Origin of the sequence: Methylobacterium sp. J-092, from assembly GCF_022829325.1 — a bacterium.
Classification (GTDB): domain Bacteria; phylum Pseudomonadota; class Alphaproteobacteria; order Rhizobiales; family Beijerinckiaceae; genus Methylobacterium.
This window is the reverse complement of the sequence record NZ_JAKSXU010000038.1, coordinates 1-20,996: the sequence shown is the minus strand read 5'-3', so window position 1 is coordinate 20,996 and position 20,996 is coordinate 1. Positions and strand designations below refer to the sequence as shown.

At 71.0% G+C, this 20,996-nt stretch carries 21 protein-coding genes and 1 pseudogene; 10 read left to right on the top strand and 12 right to left on the bottom strand.

All coding sequences use genetic code 11. The annotated features are described in order from the left end of the window. Positions 1–26: 26 nt before the first annotated feature. Positions 27–539, bottom strand: a complete 513-nt coding sequence (gene irr, locus MKK60_RS01570; RefSeq protein ID WP_147727713.1) for a Fur family transcriptional regulator Irr — start codon at positions 537–539, stop codon at positions 27–29. Positions 540–803: 264 nt separating this feature from the next. Here irr and fabA point away from each other — a divergent pair, with 264 nt between their 5' ends. The 3 genes from fabA (at position 804) to fabI (ending at position 3,949) form a co-directional block, all read left to right on the top strand. Then, the gene (gene fabA / locus MKK60_RS01565; RefSeq protein ID WP_147727714.1) at positions 804–1,331 is read left to right on the top strand and encodes a 3-hydroxyacyl-[acyl-carrier-protein] dehydratase FabA; all 528 of its coding nucleotides are present in this window, start codon (positions 804–806) and stop codon (positions 1,329–1,331) included. 140 nt (positions 1,332–1,471) lie between these two features. Further along, a complete protein-coding gene (gene fabB / locus MKK60_RS01560) occupies positions 1,472–2,698 on the top strand; it encodes a beta-ketoacyl-ACP synthase I (RefSeq protein ID WP_243983595.1) in 1,227 nt (408 codons plus the stop codon). 420 nt (positions 2,699–3,118) lie between these two features. Then, positions 3,119–3,949, top strand: a complete 831-nt coding sequence (gene fabI, locus MKK60_RS01555) for an enoyl-ACP reductase FabI (RefSeq protein WP_147727716.1) — start codon at positions 3,119–3,121, stop codon at positions 3,947–3,949. Positions 3,950–4,045: 96 nt separating this feature from the next. Here fabI and MKK60_RS01550 read toward each other — a convergent pair whose 3' ends face one another. After that, complete coding sequence (locus tag MKK60_RS01550) at positions 4,046–4,294, bottom strand: hypothetical protein (RefSeq protein ID WP_147841083.1); 249 nt, start codon at positions 4,292–4,294, stop codon at positions 4,046–4,048. A gap of 68 nt (positions 4,295–4,362) precedes the next feature. Here MKK60_RS01550 and MKK60_RS01545 point away from each other — a divergent pair, with 68 nt between their 5' ends. The 3 genes from MKK60_RS01545 (at position 4,363) to MKK60_RS01535 (ending at position 6,467) form a co-directional block, all read left to right on the top strand. Beyond that, complete coding sequence (locus MKK60_RS01545) at positions 4,363–4,590, top strand: hypothetical protein (protein WP_243936341.1); 228 nt, start codon at positions 4,363–4,365, stop codon at positions 4,588–4,590. Positions 4,591–4,667: 77 nt separating this feature from the next. After that, the gene (locus tag MKK60_RS01540) at positions 4,668–4,907 is read left to right on the top strand and encodes a DUF2188 domain-containing protein (RefSeq protein ID WP_147726267.1); all 240 of its coding nucleotides are present in this window, start codon (positions 4,668–4,670) and stop codon (positions 4,905–4,907) included. Between the two features lie 24 nt (positions 4,908–4,931). Beyond that, the gene (locus MKK60_RS01535; protein ID WP_243983594.1) at positions 4,932–6,467 is read left to right on the top strand and encodes a DUF6880 family protein; all 1,536 of its coding nucleotides are present in this window, start codon (positions 4,932–4,934) and stop codon (positions 6,465–6,467) included. Positions 6,468–6,474: 7 nt separating this feature from the next. On the opposite strand, the gene MKK60_RS01530 is transcribed toward MKK60_RS01535, so the two are convergent. Together MKK60_RS01530 and MKK60_RS01525 are read right to left on the bottom strand one after the other, a co-directional pair. Further along, positions 6,475–6,834: a DUF427 domain-containing protein gene (locus MKK60_RS01530; RefSeq protein WP_243983593.1), complete on the bottom strand. Its 360-nt coding sequence runs from the start codon at positions 6,832–6,834 to the stop codon at positions 6,475–6,477. Next, on the bottom strand, positions 6,831–7,730 hold the full coding sequence (locus tag MKK60_RS01525; RefSeq protein WP_243983592.1) for a methyltransferase domain-containing protein: 900 nt from the start codon (positions 7,728–7,730) through the stop codon (positions 6,831–6,833). The genes MKK60_RS01530 and MKK60_RS01525 overlap by 4 nt, the downstream gene beginning before the upstream one ends. A 166-nt stretch (positions 7,731–7,896) precedes the next feature. On the opposite strand from MKK60_RS01525, the gene MKK60_RS01520 reads away from it, so the two are divergent. Further along, entirely contained in the window at positions 7,897–8,121 is a 225-nt protein-coding gene (locus MKK60_RS01520; protein ID WP_147726270.1) for a hypothetical protein, read from the top strand. 111 nt (positions 8,122–8,232) lie between these two features. After that, positions 8,233–8,964 (top strand): ComF family protein, encoded by a 732-nt coding sequence (locus MKK60_RS01515; protein WP_243983620.1) that lies wholly within the window; start codon positions 8,233–8,235, stop codon positions 8,962–8,964. 18 nt (positions 8,965–8,982) lie between these two features. On the opposite strand, the gene MKK60_RS01510 is transcribed toward MKK60_RS01515, so the two are convergent. Next, positions 8,983–9,573 carry a GNAT family N-acetyltransferase gene (locus MKK60_RS01510; protein WP_147841088.1) on the bottom strand — a complete coding sequence of 197 codons (591 nt, stop codon included), beginning with the start codon at positions 9,571–9,573 and terminating at the stop codon, positions 8,983–8,985. Positions 9,574–9,859: 286 nt separating this feature from the next. Here MKK60_RS01510 and zapE point away from each other — a divergent pair, with 286 nt between their 5' ends. Further along, positions 9,860–11,089 carry a cell division protein ZapE gene (zapE, locus tag MKK60_RS01505; RefSeq protein ID WP_243983591.1) on the top strand — a complete coding sequence of 410 codons (1,230 nt, stop codon included), beginning with the start codon at positions 9,860–9,862 and terminating at the stop codon, positions 11,087–11,089. 26 nt (positions 11,090–11,115) lie between these two features. On the opposite strand, the pseudogene MKK60_RS28625 reads toward zapE, so the two are convergent. Beyond that, positions 11,116–11,163, bottom strand: a pseudogene (locus tag MKK60_RS28625) (hypothetical protein); the annotation flags it as partial. A gap of 115 nt (positions 11,164–11,278) precedes the next feature. Here MKK60_RS28625 and MKK60_RS01500 point away from each other — a divergent pair. Further along, entirely contained in the window at positions 11,279–14,215 is a 2,937-nt protein-coding gene (locus tag MKK60_RS01500; RefSeq protein WP_243983590.1) for a response regulator, read from the top strand. A 201-nt stretch (positions 14,216–14,416) separates the two neighbouring features. Here MKK60_RS01500 and MKK60_RS01495 read toward each other — a convergent pair whose 3' ends face one another. The 6 genes from MKK60_RS01495 to lspA all read right to left on the bottom strand — a co-directional run bounded on the left by MKK60_RS01495 (position 14,417) and on the right by lspA (position 20,633). After that, complete coding sequence (locus MKK60_RS01495; RefSeq protein ID WP_147726273.1) at positions 14,417–15,190, bottom strand: ferredoxin--NADP reductase; 774 nt, start codon at positions 15,188–15,190, stop codon at positions 14,417–14,419. 137 nt (positions 15,191–15,327) lie between these two features. Continuing rightward, positions 15,328–16,260: a ring-cleaving dioxygenase gene (locus MKK60_RS01490; RefSeq protein WP_243983619.1), complete on the bottom strand. Its 933-nt coding sequence runs from the start codon at positions 16,258–16,260 to the stop codon at positions 15,328–15,330. 104 nt (positions 16,261–16,364) lie between these two features. Next, positions 16,365–17,663 (bottom strand): M16 family metallopeptidase, encoded by a 1,299-nt coding sequence (locus MKK60_RS01485; RefSeq protein WP_147726274.1) that lies wholly within the window; start codon positions 17,661–17,663, stop codon positions 16,365–16,367. Positions 17,664–17,723: 60 nt separating this feature from the next. Then, the gene (locus tag MKK60_RS01480; RefSeq protein WP_147841090.1) at positions 17,724–19,124 is read right to left on the bottom strand and encodes a M16 family metallopeptidase; all 1,401 of its coding nucleotides are present in this window, start codon (positions 19,122–19,124) and stop codon (positions 17,724–17,726) included. A 178-nt stretch (positions 19,125–19,302) separates the two neighbouring features. After that, positions 19,303–19,974, bottom strand: coding sequence for a hypothetical protein (locus MKK60_RS01475; protein ID WP_313898923.1), 672 nt, complete (start codon positions 19,972–19,974; stop codon positions 19,303–19,305). Between the two features lie 158 nt (positions 19,975–20,132). Further along, complete coding sequence (gene lspA, locus MKK60_RS01470; protein WP_147728180.1) at positions 20,133–20,633, bottom strand: signal peptidase II; 501 nt, start codon at positions 20,631–20,633, stop codon at positions 20,133–20,135. Between the last annotated feature and the right edge of the window lie 363 nt (positions 20,634–20,996).

The following is a 20,996-nucleotide window of genomic DNA, read 5'->3' as shown; positions in this document are numbered from 1 at the left end:
TCGAGTCTGGAAGGTTCGGCGGCTGCTCAGCTCTGGCGGCGCGTGCCGGGCCGGCGGCGCAGGCGGACGATCACCTCGACGCCGGCGATCTCCATGCCTTCGGGCGCGTCGGGCAGCGATTCGACGGTGATGCCGCAATCGGGCATGTCCAGCACCTGCCCCTCGTCCTCGAGGAAGAAGTGGTGGTGCTCCGACGGGTTGGTGTCAAAGTAGGCCTTCGACCCGTCGAGGGCGAGCTGGCGCAGCAGGCCGGCCTCGGTGAACTGGTGAAGGGTGTTGTAAACCGTCGCCAGCGACACCGGCACCTTGGCGCGCATCGCCTCGTCGTAGAGCATTTCCGCCGTCAGGTGGCGGTCGCCGCGCCCGAACAGCAACCAGCCGAGCGACAGGCGCTGGCGCGTCGGGCGCAGGCCGGCGCGCCGCAGGCGGTCGCGCAGGTCCGAGAGCGGACAGCCACGGCGGGCGGCACCCGATGCATCCCCCGAGAGGGCCGGGATCCGGGCGTTGAGCGCGGCCTGTAGGGACAGCAGTTCGGACATCGGAGGGACTGAACGCTCGCGAGGGATGAAGAATTTCGCTTTCGTGTATATGGGAACGGTCGCCGGCTCGCAACACGCCGCGGTCGGCCCTCCCCCGCTCCGCGTGACGGCCGCATCGTTCGCGCCAGCTTGGAACCGGCTCCGCGCCTATGCTAACGAGGCCGCCGAGTGCGCGGTTCGCCCCGTGTACGGCACGCGTGCCGGCGCCGAAGCCGGCCCGGGCCCGCCGACCGAAGCTCGCGACACGAGGACCGACCCGCCTTCATGACGTCCGACACCGAACAGACCGCCCCCCGCGCCTCGCAGTATTCCTACGAGGACCTGCTCGCCTGCGGGCGCGGCGAACTCTTTGGCGCGGGCAACGCCCAGCTGCCGCTGCCGCCGATGCTGATGTTCGACCGCATCACCGAGATCGGTGCCGAGGGCGGCGCCCACGGCAAGGGCCTGGTGCGCGCCGAGTTCGACATCCGGCCCGACCTCTGGTTCTTCTCCTGCCACTTCAAGGGCGACCCGGTGATGCCGGGCTGCCTCGGGCTCGACGCCCTCTGGCAGCTCGTCGGCTTCCATCTCGGCTGGCTCGGTTCGCCCGGCCGCGGCCGGGCGCTCGGCGTCGGCGAGGTCAAGTTCACGGACCAGGTCCTGCCGACGGTCAAGCAGGTGGTCTACGGCGTCGACCTGCGTCGGGTCCGGACCGGCAAGCTCGTCCTCGGCATCGCCGACGGATGGCTGGAAGCCGACGGCAAGCGGATCTACGAGGCCAAGGATCTGCGCGTCGCGTTGTTCCAGAGCTGAGCGGCGGACCTGATTCCGACGCGTCTCGCGCAACGAGGCGCGTCCTCGCCGGTTGGAAACAGGCCGGCGGCATCCTAGCTGACGAGGAAGCGTGACGCTCGCCCCATCCGGGGGGCGTCGCCGTGGAGACGAGTTCTTTCATGCGCCGTGTCGTCGTCACCGGGATGGGCATCGTCTCATCCATCGGAAACAACACCCAGGAAGTGCTCGCCTCGCTCCGCGAAGGGCGGTCCGGGATCACGCGCGATGGGTCCCACGCCGAGCACGGCTTCCGCAGCCAGGTCTCCGGCCGGCCCGACCTCGACCCTGAGGGCATCGTCGACCGCCGCGCCATGCGCTTCCACGGCGGCGGCAGCGCCTGGAACCACGTCGCGATGGATCAGGCGATCCGCGATTCGGGTCTCGAAGCCGGCGACGTCTCGCACGAGCGCACCGGCATCATCATGGGCTCGGGCGGCCCCTCGACCCGCGTGATCGTGGAATCGGCGGCGATCGCCCGCGAGAAGGGCCCCAAGCGGGTCGGCCCGTTCGCGGTGCCGAAGGCGATGTCCTCGACAGCGTCGGCGACGCTGGCGACCTGGTTCAAGATCAAGGGCGTCAACTACTCGATCGCCTCCGCCTGCGCGACGTCGAACCATTGCATCGGCAACGCCGCCGAGATCATCCAGGGCGGCCGCCAGGACATCATCTTCGCCGGCGGCTGCGAGGATCTCGACTGGACGCTCTCCGTCCTGTTCGACGCGATGGGCGCGATGTCCTCGAAGTTCAACGCGACGCCCGAGCGGGCCTCGCGCGCCTACGACGCGAACCGCGACGGCTTCGTCATCGCGGGCGGCGCCGGCGTGCTCGTGCTCGAGGAATACGAGCACGCCAAGGCGCGCGGCGCGCGGATCTACGGCGAGATCGCCGGCTACGGCGCGACCTCGGACGGGTACGACATGGTGGCGCCGTCCGGCGAGGGCGCGGTGCGCTGCATGCGCCAGGCGATGGAAGGCCTGAAGGGCGCACCGATCGACTACATCAACCCGCACGCCACCTCGACGCCGGTGGGCGACGAGAAGGAGATCGAGGCGATCCGCGAGGTCTTCGGCCGCGGCGAGGCCTGCCCGCCGATCGCGGCGACGAAGTCCCTCACCGGCCACTCGCTCGGCGCCACCGGCGTCCAGGAAGCGATCTACGCCCTGCTGATGATGAACAACGGCTTCATCAGCGCGAGCGCGCACATCGACGAGCTCGATCCCGCCTTCGCCGATATGCCGATTTTGCGCGAGCGCCGGGACGGGGCCAAGCTCGGGCACGTGCTGTCGAACTCGTTCGGTTTCGGCGGCACCAACGCGACCCTGGTGCTGAAGAACGTCGACGCCTGACGCGTCGAGCAAGACCTGCGATCCTCCCCCGGCGGCGACCGACACGGCATTCGGGAACGATCCGCGGCGAAAGGGATCGTTAACCACCGGAACCCATGCTTCCGGTTCCGGTTTCGTCGGAAAGCCATGCCTGGGAGCGGCGCGCGCATGACCTTCGTCCTGATCGGATTCGTGCTGGCTGCGGTGATCGTCGGCTCGGCCGGCATCTACGCCAGGCAGGCGCTGATCGACGACGCCAAGGCCCAGACGCGCGGCTATTTCTAGCGCGAACTCCCTCTTCGGCCGTCATCGAGCCCCGCCGGATGGCGGGGCTTTCGTTTTTTCCTCGTTGCCGATTGGACAGCGCCGTCCCCCGCGCCTAAGCGTCGGTCCCTATCTACTGCGCCCGGAGAGGCGCATCGCTCGGGAGTGACGGATCGGATGACGGGTTTGATGGCGGGCAAGCGCGGCCTGATCATGGGCGTGGCCAACGACCACTCGATCGGCTGGGGCATCGCCAGAACCCTGCATCAGCACGGTGCGAAGCTCGCCTTCACCTATCAGGGCGATGCCCTCGGCAAGCGCGTCACGCCGCTCGCCGCCCGGCTCGATTCCGATATCGTCCTGCCCTGCGACGTGGAAGACCTCGCCTCCGTGGATGCGACCTTCGCAGCCCTGGACGAGCGCTTCGACGGCACCCTCGATTTCGTCGTCCACGCCATCGGCTTTTCCGACAAGGCGCAGCTCAAGGGTCGCTACGTCGACGTGACCACCCGCGAGAACTTCTCGCGGACCATGACGATCTCGTGCTTCTCGTTCACCGAGATCGCGCAGCGGGCGGCCAAGCGCATGCGCGAGGGCGGCTCGCTCCTGACGCTGACCTACGGCGGCTCCACCCGCGTGATGCCGAATTACAACGTGATGGGCGTGGCCAAGGCCGCGCTCGAGGCGTCCGTGCGTTATCTCGCCACCGATCTCGGCCCGGACGGCATCCGGGTGAACGCCCTGTCGGCCGGGCCGATGCGGACGCTGGCCGGCGCCGGAATCGCGGACGCGCGGCTGATGTTCAACCACCAGAGGGCACATGCGCCGCTGCGGCGCACCGTGACGCTCGACGATGTCGGCGGCTCGGCGCTCTACCTGCTGTCCGACCTCTCCGGCGGCGTCACCGGCGAGATCCACTTCGTCGATTCCGGCTACAACATCATCTCGATGCCGCGGCCCGACGTGCTGCAGGCGCAGGACGAGGCCGGCGTCGTCGGCGACGCCTGAGACGCCTTCGTCAGCGTGTCACGGCGATCAGGCCGATCACCAGGCTCGCCAGCAGCAGGATCAGGTGGATTCCGACGCCGTCGGCGAGCCACGCGCTCATTCCGGGATACGGCCCGGGGGCAGCAACCCGGGCTCGCGCACGGGGCGGCGGACCGCGCGGCGCTCGCGCCGCTCGATGACCGCCCGCGGCGGCGGGGCGGACGGGTAGTTCGACGCGAACGGATTCGACGGGACGCCCGATCCGGTGAGCCCCAGCGTGCTTCCGGCGTAGCCCGTGCCCTGCGCCAGGGCCGGAAGCGAACCGGCCGCGAGGATCGCGGCGGCGAGCGTTGTGCGGTAGGGCATCGATATCCTTCGTCCTGTGGCTCTCGTCAGATAGGGCTGCGGCGGCGCGGGCGGGAACGGAAAACGTCATGGAACCGCATCGGATCGAGCGCGACGGCACGACCTACGACGTCACCTTCGAGCGTGCGCCCGAAGGCTGGGTCGCCCGCATCCGCCGGACGAGCGACGGCGCGGTGCACGTCGTCGCCTTCGCCGACGGCGTGGGCTACGCGGCGGACGACCCACGCGGCTCGCTGATCGCCGGTTGCGAGGCGGCGATCGAACGGCTGCCGTGGGGCGTCCCGACCAGGCACTGATCGCCCGGCCGGCGGAACCTGCGCGTCGCCCCCGTGTTCGCGCTGGACAGATCCTGTTCTCAAGACCGGAGTTTTCGATGTCCGAAGTCACCTATCACGTCGTCGAGCACGATGGCGGATACGCCTACAAGGTCGGCGACGTCTTCTCGGAGACCTTTCCGAGCCGCGACGAGGCCCTCCAGGCGGCACAGGCCGCCGCGGCCGAGCAGCAGGTGCCGGGCTCGACCGAGGGCATCCGCTATCAGGACGGTGCCGGCGCGTGGCACGACGAGACCGCGCGCGGCGACGACCGCCCGACCGCGAAGGTCGCGGACTGATCGAGACCCGTCCCGCGTCGAACGATGGCACGCAAGGCGGCCTCGGTGCCGCGGAAGCCGAAGACCGAACCCGAACCGGACGTCGTGCCGGTTCTGGCGAAGCTGCCGAAGGGTGCACGCCGCACGACGCCGTCCCGTGAGACGCTCGCCGCCCTCGCCCCCGATCGGCTCATCGGCCTGATCCTCGCCGAGACCGCCCGCAACGCCGCGTTCAAGAAGCTCGTGAGCGCGGCGCTCGCCTCCCTGCAGGGGCCGGAAGCGGTCGCGGCGATCGTCGACCGGCGGCTGACCGCCCTGGAGGGCGCCCGCGGCTTCATCGACTGGCAGAAGCGCCGGGCGTTCACCACGGATCTCGGCGCGATGGTCACGGTGATCCTCACCGAGCTCGCGCCGCTCGATCGCATGGCGGCTCTCGAACGCCTGGTGCGCTTCCTCGGCGGCGCCGACGCGGTGCTCAACCGCGTGGACGACGGTTCGGGCGCGATCCAGGCGATCTACGAGCGCGCTTCGGATGCCGTGGTCGAGATTGCCGCAGTGCTCGAGCCGGACGAGGCCGGGCGGTTCGCACTGACGCTGATCCCGCGCTTCGTCGCCGACCCCTACGGGCCGTTCGGCGTGCTGATCCGCGATCTGGTCCCGCGCCTCCCCGCTGCCGCCCTCGCCTCGCTCGATGCGAAGCTTGCTGAGGCGGCGGACACGAAGCATCGGGCCGCGGATGCACCGAACGGGCCCGCGGCCTCACGAGCCGATCTCCGCCACGGGAGCATCCTGCGCGTCCGTCAGGACATCGCCGACCGGCGCGGCGACATCGCGGCCTACATCGCGCTCGAGCAAGCGATCATGCCCGGCCGTCCCGACGGGACCGAGATCGCAGGGCGCCTGCTCGCGGCCGGGCGGGCCGCCGAGGCGCTGGATTGGATCCGCCGCCCGAAATCATCGCGGAGCGGCGTGATCACCCGCGCGATGCTCGCGACCGGAGATGCGGCGCTCGACGGCCCGGACCGCGATCGGATCGGGCTGGAGATCCGCATCCTCGATGCGCTCGACCGCCGCGAGGAGGCTCAGGCGCTGCGCTGGCAGGGGTTCGAAGCGACGCTCGACGCCGACATGCTCCGCGCGCACATCGCCAAGCTTCCGGATTTCGAGGACGAGGAGGTGCTGGAGCGCGCCCTCGACCACGTCGCCCGGCACGACGATGCCCATCGCGCGCTGGCCTTCCTGGTGGCGTGGCCGAGCCTCGACCGCGCGGCGCGCCTCGTCTTCGATCGCCGCGCGGAGTGGCGGAGCGAGGCCTATCGCCTGCTCGGTCTGGCGGCGGAGGCGCTGGAGCCCGATCATCCGGCCGCGGCGACGCTGCTGCTGCGCCGGATGATCGACGACATCCTCCGGGATGGACGCAGCAGCGCCTACCCCTATGCCGCCCGCCACCTCGCGGCCCTCGACGGGATGGCGCCGCGCCTGACGCCGGGATCGATCGATCCGTCGCCCGAGGCCTACCGCACCGGCCTGCGGACGACGCATGGACGCAAGCACGGGTTCTGGTCGCTCGTGCCGGCGTGAGGCCGAATCACACCGTCTCGATCGCGTCGACGCGGTCCGGGTAGAAGGCGAGATGCCCGGCGATCTCGGCGACCGCCGGAAACGGCGCCTCGTAGCTCCAGACCGCGTCGGGGCGCGATGCGTCGCCGACCGCGAGGCTGAAGTAGCTCGCATCACCCTTGTACGGGCAGTGGCTGGTCCGCGCCGACTTCGTGAAACGCGAGAGGTCGGCATCGCTGCGCGGAATGTAGAGCACCGGAGGATACGAGGCTTCCTTGAGAGAAAGCGCCCGCTCGCTCTCGGCGACGGCGACGCCGTCGAGCATCACCCGGACGCGGCCCGGATGCGACGTGATGGTGATCGGATGGTCGGGGCCGGGTTGCTTCATCGCGGAATCCTCTCGGTCGGGTTCAACTCGATGGTGCCGAGGGCGTCGGCGAGCCGTGCCTTCGCGCTGCCGGGCTTCAGCGGGACCTGCTGGCTCGCATGCGGCGCCCAGCCGGTGAGCCACAGGATCTCGAAGCTGGCGCGAAGCCGCCCGTCCGCGTCGGCGAAGCGCGACGCGTAGATGTCCGCCATCCGCATCAGCGTCGCCCGCCGCAGGGGCGTGCGGCGGCGCTCGACCAGCGCGTTGGTCAGGCCCATGGCGCGCAGGTCCCGCATCAGGGAAAACGGGTCTGCGTAGCGCACCGTCACGGTCTCGGTGTCGGCGACCGGCAGGGCGAAGCCGGCGCGCTGCAACAGGGCGCCGGCCTCGCGCACCTCGGCGAACGGCGCGACCCGCGGGCTGACGCCGCCCTCGACCTCGCTCTCGGCCTGGGCGAAGCTCGCCCGCAGCTCGTTCAGGGTGGCGCCGCCGAGCAGGCAGCCGAGGAACAGCCCGTCGGGGCGAAGCGAATTGCGGAGCTGCACCAGCGTCCCGGGAAGATCGTTGACGCCCTGGAGCGCCAGCAGCGACACGGCGAGGTCGAAACCCTCGGGCGCGGCCGGCAGCGCCTCGGGGTCGGCGACCACCTGCCGGACGCCGGGCACGGCCCGGTCCAGGATCGGCGCGAGGCGCAGGACCGTTGCGTCGGGGTAACGCGCCGACAGGACGCGCGCGGCCGCCGCGGTCGGCGTCGCGAGATCGAGGCTTCGGGTGAAGTCGCGCAGCACCGCGCCGAGGCGATCGTCGAGATCCTCCGCGACACGGGCGATCAGGAAATCGGCAAAGCCCGCACGCTGCGCCCGCGCCAGGCGTCGGCGGGCGAGGACGGTGTCGAACAGGGGCGAAGGCGCTGTCATCTGCCCCATCACATGGCGCTCGGATCGCTGTCTTGCCAGCGGCGCGACCGACGGGTGGCGAGGCCCGGACGACGATCACACTTCTGAGAGGGTGGAACGAGACCGGGGCGTCGCCGTTCCTGGTCAGTTCCATCGGCCGCTCGGCCGCGTACCGGAGTCCCATCCCATGATCCGCTTCCTGTCCGGGGCCGCGCTGGCCCTCTCGATCGTCGCTTTCGGCTCGGCCGCCGATGCCAAGGGTTGCATCAAGGGCGCCATCGTCGGCGGGATCGCCGGGCACTATGCCGGCCATCATGGGCTCGTCGGCGCCGCGGCCGGCTGCGCCATCGGCCGCCATCGCGCGAATGCCGAGGCCCGCCGCAACGACCAGACCGCGCCGACGACGCGCTGAGGCGCGCTCCCGATCGCGTCGACGCGGCGGACGGATCGGGCCGTGCAGGCGCCTGAGACGTCGAGCATCGACATCGGCCGTGCGTCGAAGGGCGCGCGGCCTTTCGCCGTTCTGGGTCGCGTCGCCCGCGCCCTGGTCGGTCTCGTCTACCCGCCGTCCTGCGCCGGCTGCGGCGCAGCGACCGCCGATCCCGGCGCGCTCTGCCCGTCCTGCTGGGCCGGCCTGCGCTTCATCGAGGAGCCGTGCTGCGCGCGGTACGGCACCCCGTTCGCCGTCGATCTTGGAATCGGTCCCCTGCTGTCGCCGCGGGCGATCAGCGAGCCGCCGGTCTTCGCGCGGGCCCGCGCCGTGGCGCTCTACGACGACACCGCCCGCGGCCTCGTCCATCGCCTGAAGTACCAGGACCGCCTCGACCTCGCCAAGGCGATGGCCGCGATGATGGCGGCGTCCGGCGCGGCGCTGATCGCGGAGGCCGACTGCGTCGTGCCGGTGCCGCTGCATCGCTGGCGCCTGTGGCGGCGGCGGTTCAACCAGGCGGCGCTGCTGGCGTGGCCGGTCGCCCGGGCCGGCAGCCTGCCGTTCCTGCCGCAGGCCCTGGCGCGGGTGAAAGCGACGCGCTCGCAGGTCGGGCTGACTCGCGCCGGGCGTGCCGAGAACCTTCAGGGCGCCTTCCGGGTGCCGGCGGCGCATCGGGCCGGCATCCAGGGACGGCGCGTCCTCCTCGTCGACGACGTCACCACCACCGGCGCGACCGCCAACGCCGCCGCCCGCGCCCTGCTGCGCGGCGGGGCCGCCTCGGTCGACCTGCTCACCTTCGCCCTGGTGGCCGACCCGATCGGTTGAGCGGGGGCGCGATCGTTCTCACGCGGGCGGCGGGTTTCGCGACTGAAGCGCCGCGATCGTCAGGTCGAACGCCTCGGCGATGCTCTCGTGCCAGAGCGAGAACGGGGTGGGCCGTTCGAGGTGCACGGCGGCCTCGGCCTCCGTCCCGCTGGCCTGCAAGTCGGCGCCGTGCCGGATCGCGAGGCGGCGCATCGGTCCGTTCATGGCCAAGCACCGCACGTGCAAATCGCCGACGCCACGATTGCGCGCCGCTTCCGTGATCCGCGCGAACAGCGCCCCGCCGATGCCGCGACGCCGGTAGGCGCGCTCCACCGCGAAGGCCGCCTCGGCCTGCCTGCCGAGGTCGAGCGGCGTCGCACCCGGGCCGGACGGTCGCAGCTCCGCGACCCCGCGCAGGGTGCCGGACACGAAGGCACCGAAGATCAATCCGTCGGCCGTGACGGCGCGCTCGGCATAGGCACGGATCCCGGCCTCGCCGACGCTTCCCATGAACCGGTTCGCGCGGGTTTCGGGGTCCAGGCGCAGGAAGTAGGCGAGGATCTGCGCGCGGTCGCTCGCGCGCAGGCGTCGGATCGTGTGTCCCGCCGGTTTCGGCTCGGGCAATGCCATGTGCAGGTCTCCGGTATCGGCGCGCTGGGTGCGCGCATCCGGGCGTGCCCTCCCTCGAGGCAGGCAGGGTCTCGCACCGCCAAGCCGATTGTGCAATGCAACAATTCGTCGTCGCATCGCGTCGCGAGGGCTGACATGCATGCAGGGGATGGAACCACTTCTGTTGCATCGCGGTGCGACGCGGGGTTGATCGACCCGCCCGCGCGCGGCAGACGGTTGGGACGGGTCCCGCGTTGCAGCACCGCGCGGATGCCGAGCAGGATCCCGTGGTCGTGAGCCGGAAGCCGTGAGCCCAACCTCGCCGAGCCATGCGCCCTCCGCCGATGCGCGCAACGGTGCGCTTTCTCCCGGCCCCGTCCACGATCGCTACGAGGCGCTGATCGCCTCCGGCGCGATCGAGCGCGACCCGGCCCAGGCGCGGCTGGTGCGCGCCCTCGACCGCCTGGTCCTCGACCTCGAGCGGAGGCGTCGCGCCAAGAAGGGCAGCGCGCTCGGCTGGCTGTTCTCGCGGAAGGACAGCGTCGGGCCGCCGAAGGGCCTCTACATCTGGGGCTCGGTCGGGCGCGGCAAGACCATGCTCATGGACCTGTTCCACGAGGCCGCCCCCGGGCCGAAGCGCCGCGTCCACTTCCACGGCTTCCTCGCCGACGCGCACGAGCGCATCCACGCCTACCGCCAGGCGCTGAAGCGCGGCGAGGTGAAGGGCGACGACCCGATCGGCCCCGTCGCCGACGCGCTCGCCGACGAGGCGACGCTGCTGTGCTTCGACGAGTTCACGGTCACCGACATCGCCGACGCGATGATCCTCGGCCGGCTGTTCGGCGCGCTGTTCAGGCGCGGCGTGACGGTGGTCGCGACCTCGAACGTCGAGCCGGACCGCCTCTACGAGGGCGGCCTCAACCGCGCGCTGTTCCTGCCCTTCGTCGAGGAGCTGAAGGACCGGGTCGAGGTGCTGCGCCTGGATTCGCGCACGGATTTCCGCCTGGAGAAGCTCGGCGGCGCACCGGTCTACCATGTGCCCGCGGACGCGGAGGCCCGGGCCGCGATCGATGCCGCGTTCAAGGGGCTGACCGGGAAGGCCAAGGGCCGGTCGGCGACGATCGCCGTGCACGGCCGCGCCGTGCCGGTGCCGCAGGAGGCGGCCGGCGTCGCCCGGTTCTCCTTCGCCGACCTCTGCGCCCAGCCGCTCGGGGCCTCCGACTACATGGCGATCGCCCGGGCCTTCCACACGGTGATCGTCGAGGACATCCCGGTGATGGGCGAGCAGAACCGCAACGAGTGCAAGCGCTTCATCACCCTGATCGACACCCTGTACGACCGCCACGTGAAGCTCGTCGCCTCGGCCGCGGCGGAAGCGCAGGACCTCTACACGGTCCGCGAGGGCCGCGAGGCCTTCGAGTTCGACCGCACCGTGTCCCGCCTGATCGAGATGCGATCGACCGAATACCTCGCCCTGCCGCATGGACGGGCGGATTCGGAAGCCTCCGGCGCCACGACCGGCCTCGTCGAGACCTGATGCGGCTTCGCGGCCGCCCGAGCTTCGACGGGTAAGGCTTCGACAACCGCCCCGGCCCGTCTATGTCTGCGCAGGTCGCCTCGGCACGTCGCCGGGCCGATCCGAGGCGCCCGAGATGATCACCGATACGAAACACCCGCTCGCCGCGGGTGGTGCTGCGATGCGGGGCGGGTTCGGGATGGTCGTCGCGTGGTGAGCCCCCGATCGATCTCGTTCCTGCGTCGGTCGAACTGGCGCAGCGCACGGCCCTTCGCCGGGCTGCTCGGCTCGCCGGTCGCCTTCGGCCTCCTGATCGTCGCCCTGGTGGCGGGTGGCTGGAACTACGTCGGCGGCGAGGCGAGCCGCGCGGCGGTCGCGGCCGGAAACACCCGGATCTCGGGGCTCGAGCGGCTGCTCTCGGCGGTGAAGGACCTCGAGACCGGCGAGCGCGGCTACGTCCTCGTCGGCGGCGACGTCTACCTCGAGCCCTACCAGAAGGCGCTCGGCGCGATCGACACCGGTCTCGCCGGGCTCGGCAGCCTCGCCCAGGTGCCGCTGCGCCAGGGCGGGACGTCCCTTGCCGCTCTCATCGCGGACAAGCGTGACTTCGCGGCCCGGGTCGTCGCCGCGCGGCGGGACGTGAGCTTCGATGCGGCGACCGAGATCGTCCGCACCGGCGTCGGCAAGCAGCAGATGGACGCGATCCGCGCCGAGACCGCAGGATTGCAGGCCTCGATCGCCCGGCGAATGGAGGCCGATCGCAGCCGCGACGCCGCGCGTTCCCTGCTGCTGTCGATCCTCACGGCGGTCTGCGCGGTCGTGGCGATCGTGCTCCTCGCCCGCCTCGCCCTCGTCCGCCGCCGGGAGGCGATGCGGATGTCGGGCCTGCTCGACGGGGTGCTCGCCAATGCCCCCGTCGGCCTCGGCTTCCTCGACCGCGATCTCAAGATCCGCCACATGAACCGGGCGCTGGCGGTGATGAGCGAGCGCGGCTTCGGCGCCGACCTCGGCGCGCCGATCTGGGCGATGCTGCCGACCCTCGCCGACGCCCTGGGTCCGAAGCTCGCCGCGGCCCTCCACGAAGGGCTGGTGACGCCCGACGTGCCGGTCGCCGTCCCGACGCCCTCGGCCCCCGGCGGCGTGCGCCGCTTCTCGATGAGCTTCTATCCCCTCCGCGGCACCTCCTCTGAGGTCGAGCCGGCGATCGAGGGCGTCGGCATCGTCGTTCTCGACGAGACCCTGCGCTGGATGGTCGAGGAGCGCATGCGCCGCAGCGAGGAGCGCTTCCGCTCGCTGATCGAGGCGAGCGCGTCGATCGTCTGGACCGCGACGGCCGAGGGCACCCTGCACCCGCGGCAGGCCTCCTGGACGCGCTTCACCGGCCAGGACGACGCGGCCTATGGCGGCGAGGGCTTCCTCGACGCGATCCACGTGGACGACCGGGCGCATACGGCCGAGGCCTGGACCGTGGCGGTCTCGACGCTGCAGCCCTACGAGACCGAGCACCGCCTGCGCCGGGCCGACGGCGAGTACCGCCACATGGCGGTGCGCGCCGTGCCGATCCTCGCCGAGGACGGGCGCCTGCGGGAATGGGTCGGCACGCATACCGACATCACCGAGCGCAAGGCGGCCGAGGCCGCCGTCGAGGCGGCTCGTCAGGCGGCGGAGGACGCCAACCGCGCCAAGAGCCAGTTCCTGGCCAACATGAGCCACGAGCTGCGCACGCCGCTTTCCGCGGTGATCGGTTATTCCGAGATGCTGCAGGAGGAGCTGGAAGACCTCGGCGAGCCCTCGCTGATCGCCGACATGAAGAAGATCGAGTCGAACGCCCGCCACCTTCTCGGGCTGATCAACGACGTCCTCGACCTGTCGAAGATCGAGGCCGAGCGCGTGGAGATCTACGCCGAGGACTTCTCCGTCGCCGAGGTCGTGGCCGAGGTCGCCGCCACGGTCGAGGGTCTGATCGCCAAGAAGGAGAACGCTCTCGACCTGACGATCGCCGAGGACGTCGGCACGGCGCATACCGACGTGACCAAGCTGCGCCAGTGCCTGATCAACCTTCTGAGCAACGCGGCGAAGTTCACCGAGAACGGCCGCATCGGCCTTACCGTGACGCGCGATGCGGAGGCCAGGCTCTGCTTCGCGGTCAGCGATACGGGGATCGGCATGACCGACGAGCAGGTCGGGCGGCTGTTCGAGCGCTTCACCCAGGCCGACGCCTCCACGACCCGGCGCTTCGGCGGCACCGGGCTCGGCCTCTCGATCACCCGCGCCTTCGCCGAGCTGCTGGGCGGCACCGTCGAGGTCGCGAGCCGCGAAGGCGCAGGCAGCACCTTCACGCTGATCCTGCCGGCGCAGTTCTCCGGCCCCGACGCCGGAGCGGCACACGGGGAGGATACGGCGGTGGGAAACCGCATCCTCGTCATCGACGACGATGCGGCGACGCGCGACCTGCTCGCGCGCTTCCTCGAGAAGGAGGGCTTCGTGGTCTCCACGGCGGAAGACGGACGCCAGGGCCTGGAACGGGCCAGGGCCCTGCGTCCCCGCGCGATCCTCCTCGACGTGACCATGCCGCGGATGGACGGCTGGTCGGTGCTGCGCGCGCTCCGGGCCGACCCCGAGCTCGGCGCGACGCCGATCATCATGGTGACGGTGCTTGACGAGCAGAACCTCGCCTTCTCGCTCGGCGCCACCGACTACCTGCACAAGCCGATCGAGTGGGGGCACCTCAAGGCCGTCACCGACCGGTTCCGTCCCGGCAACGCCGAGGGACCGATCCTCGTCGTCGAGGACGATCCCGACGCCCGGGAGCGCGTGACGACCTTCCTGGAACGCGAGGGCTTTCCGGTGCGCTCGGCCGAGCACGGCAAAATCGCGCTGGAGGAGGTGGCGCGGGAGAAGCCCGCCCTCGTTCTCCTCGACCTGATGATGCCGGAGATGGACGGCTTCGGCTTCCTGCGCGCCCTGCGGACGCGGGCGGAGTGGCGCGACATCCCCGTGGTGGTGCTCACCGCCAAGGACATCACGGCCGAGGACCGACGCCGGCTCGCCGGGCAGGCGGACCGGGTGATCAGCAAGGGCTCGGTCAGCCTGTCGGATCTGGCTCAGGAGGTGCGGGGTCTGGTGGGGATTCCGGCGCGGGATTGAGAAGGGCGCAGCTGCCCGAAACGATCGCGCGAGCGATCACGGTGGCCATGCCCTCCCCGTCATCCCGGGGCGCCGAAGGCGAACCCGCGCTCCGGAACCGCAGGTCGTGCTCCAGCTTGCGCCTTCGACGGTTCTGGATCCCGGGCCCCGCTGCGCCGACCCGGGACGACGACGGTGGTTCTCGGCGGGTCCCGGAAGACCCTACTTCTCGACGAAGGCCTTCTCGATCACGTAGTGACCGGCCTCGCCGTGGTTGCCCTCCTCGTAGCCGCCGTTGGTCAGCAGCTCGCGGGTGTCGCGGATCATGTCGGGGCTGCCGCAGAGCATGAAGCGGTCGTTCTCGACCGACATGTTCGGCAGGCCGATATCCTCGAACAGCTTGCCCGAGGTCATCAGGTCGGTGATGCGGCCGCGGTTGCGGAACGGCTCGCGGGTCACGGTCGGGTAGTAGATCAGCTGCGCGCTGATCATCTCGCCGAGGAACTCGTGCTTCGGCAAGCTCTCGGTGATGGTCTCGCCGTAGGCGAGCTCCTGCACCTGCCGGCAGCCGTGGACGAGCACGACCTTCTCGAAGCGCTCGTAGGTCTCCGGGTCCTTGATGATCGACATGAAGGGCGCGAGCCCGGTGCCGGTGCCGAGGAGGTAGAGGTTCTTGCCCGGAAGCAGGTTGTCGAGCACCAGCGTGCCGGTGGGCTTCTTGCCGACGATGATCGGATCGCCGACCTTGAGGTGCTGCAGCTTCGAGGTGAGCGGGCCGGCCTCGACCTTGATCGAGAAGAATTCCAGCTCCTCCTCGTAGTTGGCCGAGACGACGCTGTAGGCACGCAGCAGCGGCCGGCCTTCGACCTCGATGCCGATCATCGTGAACTCGCCGTTCCGGAAGCGGAAGGCCGGATCGCGGGTCGTGCGGAAGGAGAAGAGCGTGTCGGTCCAGTGGTGGACCGACAGAACGCGCTCCTCGTAGAACTTGCTCATCGACTGAGGTGTCCCGAATCCCAATGGGTTTGGCGGTCTTTTCGCAGGTGCGGAACGCAGGTCAAGACGCGCCGACGACACACAGCCATGCAACCGCAACTGTTTGGAATCGCTCTTAATACCCGCGGCGGTCCGACCTAGAGCGGCTTCAGCCCGGCCTCGATCTCGGCGCGCCGCGGCTCGAGGAACGGCGGCAGGGCGAGGCCCTGACCGAGCCGGTCGAGCGGCTCGTCCGCGGTGAAGCCGGGGCCGTCGGTGGCGATCTCGAACAGGATGCCGTTCGGCTCGCGGAAATACAGGCTGCGGAAGTAGTAGCGGTCGACCGGACCGCTCGACGGCATCCGCCGCACCTTGAGCCGGTCGGCCCAGGCTGCGTAATCCGCATCGGGGATGCGGAAGGCGACGTGGTGCACCGCGCCAGCGCCCTGGCGGGCGGGGGCGGAGGCGTCGCCGACGAGCTGCACCTCGGCGGCCGACCCGCCCTCCCCCATGGCGAAGACGTGGACCGTTCCCTCTGGCGCCTCGAAGCTGCGGTCATGCCGCATCCCGAGGACGTCCACGAGCACCGAGCCGGTCCGCTCCGGCTGAACGACGGCGAGGCGGATCGGGCCGAGCCCCCGGATCTGATGCTCGGGCATCACCGGGCTGCCGGCCCAGGGGTGCGCATCGCCCGCGCCGCTGTCGTCGACGAGGCTCAGGCGCTGGCCTTCCGGATCCTCGAAATCCAGGGTCAGTCGTCCGTCGCGCGCGACCGGCTCGGAGTGGGCCACGCCCTCCCGCGCGAGGCGCTCGCGCCAGGCGTCGATCGCCGCCGGGCCGGCGACGCGCAGGTGCGTGCGGGTGATGCTGTTCGTCCCGCGTCGCTCGGGCGGCGCCGGCCAGTCGAAGAAGGTCACGTCGGTGCCGGGCGAGGCCAGCCCGTCGGCGTAGAACAGGTGGTAGGCCGAGACGTCGTCCTGGTTCACCGTTTTCTTGACGAGCCGCAGGCCGAGAACGCGGGTGTAGAACGCGTGGTTCTCCGCGGCCCGCGCGGTGATGGCGGTGAGATGGTGGATCCCGGTGAGCTGCATCGGCGAGAGCATCTTCCGTCGAAGCGGTCGCCGGTCCGGCGAAAGAACGTGCGGCACCGCGAAGAGATGGAACAGTCCCCACGACGGGGGTCATCGAGCCTGTGTCAGAGGCCGACCGGCCGCCCGGCGGCGACGACCAGCATCCGGCCGTCGGCGAAGGTCCGCGCGCCGGCGCGGCGGATGTCGTCCTGCGTGACCGAGGACACCAGGGCGTTGCGGCGCTCGATGTAGTCCATCCCGAGGCCCTCGAACGCGATCTGCACCAGCTGGTGGGCGATCTTGGTCGAGGTGTCGAAGCCGAGCGCGTAGGAGCCGGTCAGGTAGTCCTTGGCCTTCTGCAGCTCCTCGTCGTCCGGGCCGTCGGCGATCAGGCGGTTGATCTCGTCGCCGATGACCGACAGCGCCTCGCCGACGCGCTCGTTCTTGGTCGCGGTGTAGCCCCAGGTCATCGCCGCCGAGCGGTGGCTGACCAGCGAGGTCCCGACTGAGTAGGCGAGGCCGCGCTTCTCGCGGACCTCCTGGAACAGGCGTGAGGTGAAGGCGCCGCCGCCGAGGATGTGGTTGAGCACGTAGGCGGGAATGAAGTCGGGGTCGCGCCAGGCGACGCCGGCCATGCCGAAGCGGATCACCGATTGCGGCACGTCGAGATCGACGACGACGCGCTTGCCGAGGTCGCCCACCGTGGTCCGCTCGATCGCGCGCAGGCCGCCGGCCTCGGGCAGCGCACCGAAGGCGCGGTCGAGGCTCGCGGCGAGCTGCTCGGCGCCGATCGCTCCGACGGCAGCGACCTTCACCGCGCCGCGACCGAGCAGCCGGGCATGCATCGCCACGAGGTCGTCGCGGGTGATCGCCGAGACCGCCTCGATCGTGCCCGAGGACGGGCGTCCGTAGGCGTGCCCGGCGAACGCTTCAGCGAAGAAGCGGCGCGAGGCCATCACGCCCGGATCGTTCTGCTGGTAGCGCAGGCCGGCGATCACCTGGCCGCGGACCCGCTCGATCGCGTCGGCGTCGAAGCGCGGCTTGGCGAGCGCCAGGGCCAGCAGCTCGATCGCCTCGTCGGCGTGCTTGACCAGCATCTTCAGCGAGCCGCCGATCGCGTCGGGGCCGGCATGGAACGACAGCTCGATGGCGCGCGCCGCGAGCCGCTCCTGGAAGGCGTCGGAGCCGAGATCGCCCGCGCCCTCGTCGAGGAGGCGTGCCAGCATCTGGGCGCAGCCCGACTTGCCCTCGGGGTCCTGCGCCGCGCCGCCCTCGAAGGTGAAGGCCAGGGCGATCATCGGCACCACCGGCGATTCGACGTGCCACGCCTCGATGCCGGCGGCGGTCTGGATCGGCAGCGCCTTGGCCGGACTCGCCTTGGAGCGGACCGGGGTCTCGGCCAGGTCGGTGTCGGCGAAGTTCATGGACGACCTCGTTGTTCTTGATGTCTGGGTGCGGCGCCGGGCGCCGCAGGCCGAACGTCCCTACTCGGCGGCGATGGCCATCGGTGCGTCCGGGTCGCTGGACTTGACGAGGTAGCCGGTGACCGAGCGCGACGGCGTCAGCCAGCGCTCGCTCGCCTCGGCCAGGCGCTCCCGGGTGACGCCCTCGATGTCGGACGGCCAGCGCCGCACTTCCTCGATGGTCTCACCGATGGCGAGCGCGGAACCGTAGATGCGGGCGAGCGAGGATTGGCTGTCGGAGGAATACACCGTCTCGGCCACGAGGCGGGTCTTGGCCCGCTCAATCGCCTCGGCGTTCAGCGCATCCGACGGCACGCGCCGCAGCACGCGGTCGACCTCGGCCTCCAGCTTCTCCAGGCTGACGCCCTCGGCGGGCACCGCGTAGACGGAGAAGCGGGTGTCGTCGATCGCCGAGCCCATGTACCAGGCGCCCGCGTTGACCGCGAGGCCGCTCTCCATCACCAGCTTGCGGTAGAGATAGGAGGTGGAGCCGCCGCCGAGCACCTCGGCGAGCAGCTCGAGATCGTGACAGCCGCCGTCGCGGGCGGTGATGCAGGACGGGGTGAGGTAGAGCCGCTGCAGCGTCGGCTGCTCGACCTTCGGGTCCGCCACCGCGAGGCGGCGCAGCGCCTTCGGCTCCGGCTCGCGGGCACGGACGCGGATCGGGCGGGCGCCCTGCGGCGCGACGCGCCCGTAGGTCGCCTCGGCCAGGCGCCGGACCTCGTCGGGCGTCACGTCGCCGGCGACCACCAGGATCGCGTTCTCGGGGGTGTAGAAGCGCTTGTAGTAGTCGAGGGCGTGGCCGCGGTTCAGCTCCTCGATCTCGTGCATCCAGCCGATGATCGGGATGCCGTAGGGATGGTGCACGAAGAGCGAAGCGGCCATCGCCTCCGAGAGCTGGGCCGACGGGTCGGTCTCGACCCGCATGCGGCGCTCCTCGAGCACCACGTCGCGCTCCGGCGCCACCACCGCGTCGTCGAGGACGAGGCCGGTCATGCGGTCGGCCTCGAACGCCATCATCGTGTCGAGGTTGTCGCGGGCGACGCGCTGGAAATAGGCGGTGTAGTCGTAGGAAGTGAAGGCGTTCTCCTGGCCGCCGAGGCCGGAGACGGCCTTGGAGAAGGCGCCGACCGGGTGCTTCTCGGTGCCCTTGAACATCAGGTGCTCGAGGAAGTGGGCGATGCCCGACTGGCCGAGCGGATCGTCGGCCGAGCCGTTGCGATACCAGATCATATGGGTGACGACGGGCGCGCGGTGATCGGGCACCACCACCACGTCGAGGCCGTTGTCGAGGGTGAAGGCCGACACCTCCGGCCCGCCGGCTTCCGAGCGCCCGAACGGCGCCGCCTCGGCGCGTCCCGCATTCGCGAAACGGCCGCCGGCCGGGAACAGGGTGGGCGTCGCCTTCCTGAGCAGATGCATTCCGTCTTCCCTCGTGCGGCCCCGAGGGACCGTCCGTTTCTGGTTCGATGCGGGGCTCCGAGCGCGCCGGCATCGTCTAAAATGGCACGTCCCGTATCTAAATTGGCAAGTCCCGTACCGGATTTGCCAGTCCCGGTCCCGTGCGGAACCGAGACGCGCCGTGTGTCACATCCGCACCTCAGCGCGCCCGCTGCTCACGCAGATAGACACCCGGATCGGCTTCGTCGCGCTCGCGGGTCGGGTTGTTGATCGGGTCGGTGGTGTTGCGGACGATCTTCCGCGGCGGCTGGCGATAGCCCTTGGGCGGGTCGGTGAGCACGTCGCGCGACGGCTCGGCCGCCGCCGGCTCCGTCTTCTCGTTGCCGATCCCCCGGATCAGGTCGAGCGGGTTGACCCAGGAATCCTCGCGGCTGTTCTCGCCGGGCTTGCGCTCGATCTCGCGGGTCAGGTTGGCGTCGGCGCGCCGGCCGGACCGCATCTCGTCGATCGAGAGCGTCGCGTTGTTGTCCTCGTAGCGACCCTGCGCCTGGCTGCCCTTGGGCAGACGGCGCTCGGCGGCGGCGCGCTCGCGCTCGACCACCTCGGGTTCCTTGGGCCATTGCGCCGAGGCGGCGCCGGCGCGGGGCGCCGGAAGGGACTTCCCGTCGAGCTTGGGCGGCATCACCAGCGGCGCGCGCTCGCGATACTCGATCGGCGCCTGCGGCTTCTCGAGAAGGCCGATGCCGCTCAAGGTGTTGCGCAGCAATTCGCCCGTTTCCTGGGCCTGGACCGTCGACGGCAGGGCGATCGCCGCCGCCGCCATGAGAATGAGCTCCCGATACCCGATCATGATGCCCCGCAGCTTGCCCACCGATGCCCGATCCCCGTTCCGGGGTTCTCGAAGCGGCCGCACGGATGACGGCCTGATCCGGCGCTTCGGGTCTGGGACCGGTTTCCGGCGATCGTATGGCGCCTTGACCGCTCCCGGCCAGCCGCCGGCGACAGGTGGCTGTGGATGTGGTCTCCCGGTCACGCCGGCGGCGGCTCGCCCGGCAGGCCGGGGCGCCGCTCCGGCAGCACGCTGTCGAGGATCAGCCCGACGACGCCCGCCACGATCGCCGCGTCGGCGATGTTGAACACGTACCAGGACCAGGCCCCGGCATGCAGGTGGACGAAGTCGAACACCGCGCCGTAGGCCGCCCGGTCGATCGCGTTGCCGAGCGCGCCCCCGGCGATCAGCCCGAGCGCGGTCGCGAGCAGGCGCGAACCGGTGCGGGTCATCCACACGCTGAGGCCGAGGGCCGCCGCGAGCGACAGCGCCACCAGCAGCCAGCGGCCGATGCCGCCCTCTTGCTGGAACAGGCCGTAGGACACGCCCCTGTTCCAGACCACGACGAACTCGGCGTAGGGGCCGAAGCGCCAGGGCTGGGTCAGCACTAGGTCGGTACCGAAGTAGAGCCCCAGCTTCGAGGCCTGATCGAGGATCAGCGTCGTGAGCAGGGCGAGGAGTCCGAGGCGCACGGGCGTCATCGGGTAGCCCCATCTTCCGTCGCGACGGCGACGGAACGCGGACGGGTCGCGAACGGGGTTTCCCCACCCTCCCCGTCATCCCGGGGCGCTGTTGCGCAGATCCGGAAAGACCGGATCGGATCCGCGGCAATGCGCGCCGCGCCGGCCACGCGCTCCCCTGTCCCGACCCGCTTCGCGGGCCACCCTCCCCCGCGGAGGGGGGAGAGAGACGGTTCCGATCCGCTCACGCCGCGCTCGCGGCCGCGTGCGCCGCGTCCCACTCCCGCAGGGCGCGGGCGTCGCGGGGCGTGACGTCGGGATAGTCCGGATCGTTGCCGACCTCCGGCGTGACGCGCCAGGATCGCGCGCATTTCCGGCCCTCGG

Excerpts from the sequence above, each read along its gene's own strand:
- irr (WP_147727713.1), bottom strand. The coding sequence starts at position 539 with ATGTCCGAACTGCTGTCCCTACAGGCCGCGCTCAACGCCCGGATCCCG.
- fabA (WP_147727714.1), top strand. The coding sequence starts at position 804 with ATGACGTCCGACACCGAACAGACCGCCCCCCGCGCCTCGCAGTATTCC.
- fabB (WP_243983595.1), top strand. The coding sequence starts at position 1,472 with ATGCGCCGTGTCGTCGTCACCGGGATGGGCATCGTCTCATCCATCGGA.
- fabI (WP_147727716.1), top strand. The coding sequence starts at position 3,119 with ATGACGGGTTTGATGGCGGGCAAGCGCGGCCTGATCATGGGCGTGGCC.
- MKK60_RS01550 (WP_147841083.1), bottom strand. The coding sequence starts at position 4,294 with ATGCCCTACCGCACAACGCTCGCCGCCGCGATCCTCGCGGCCGGTTCG.
- MKK60_RS01545 (WP_243936341.1), top strand. The coding sequence starts at position 4,363 with ATGGAACCGCATCGGATCGAGCGCGACGGCACGACCTACGACGTCACC.
- MKK60_RS01540 (WP_147726267.1), top strand. The coding sequence starts at position 4,668 with ATGTCCGAAGTCACCTATCACGTCGTCGAGCACGATGGCGGATACGCC.
- MKK60_RS01535 (WP_243983594.1), top strand. The coding sequence starts at position 4,932 with ATGGCACGCAAGGCGGCCTCGGTGCCGCGGAAGCCGAAGACCGAACCC.
- MKK60_RS01530 (WP_243983593.1), bottom strand. The coding sequence starts at position 6,834 with ATGAAGCAACCCGGCCCCGACCATCCGATCACCATCACGTCGCATCCG.
- MKK60_RS01525 (WP_243983592.1), bottom strand. The coding sequence starts at position 7,730 with ATGACAGCGCCTTCGCCCCTGTTCGACACCGTCCTCGCCCGCCGACGC.
- MKK60_RS01520 (WP_147726270.1), top strand. The coding sequence starts at position 7,897 with ATGATCCGCTTCCTGTCCGGGGCCGCGCTGGCCCTCTCGATCGTCGCT.
- MKK60_RS01510 (WP_147841088.1), bottom strand. The coding sequence starts at position 9,573 with ATGGCATTGCCCGAGCCGAAACCGGCGGGACACACGATCCGACGCCTG.
- MKK60_RS01495 (WP_147726273.1), bottom strand. The coding sequence starts at position 15,190 with ATGAGCAAGTTCTACGAGGAGCGCGTTCTGTCGGTCCACCACTGGACC.
- MKK60_RS01490 (WP_243983619.1), bottom strand. The coding sequence starts at position 16,260 with ATGCAGCTCACCGGGATCCACCATCTCACCGCCATCACCGCGCGGGCC.
- MKK60_RS01485 (WP_147726274.1), bottom strand. The coding sequence starts at position 17,663 with ATGAACTTCGCCGACACCGACCTGGCCGAGACCCCGGTCCGCTCCAAG.
- MKK60_RS01480 (WP_147841090.1), bottom strand. The coding sequence starts at position 19,124 with ATGCATCTGCTCAGGAAGGCGACGCCCACCCTGTTCCCGGCCGGCGGC.
- lspA (WP_147728180.1), bottom strand. The coding sequence starts at position 20,633 with ATGACGCCCGTGCGCCTCGGACTCCTCGCCCTGCTCACGACGCTGATC.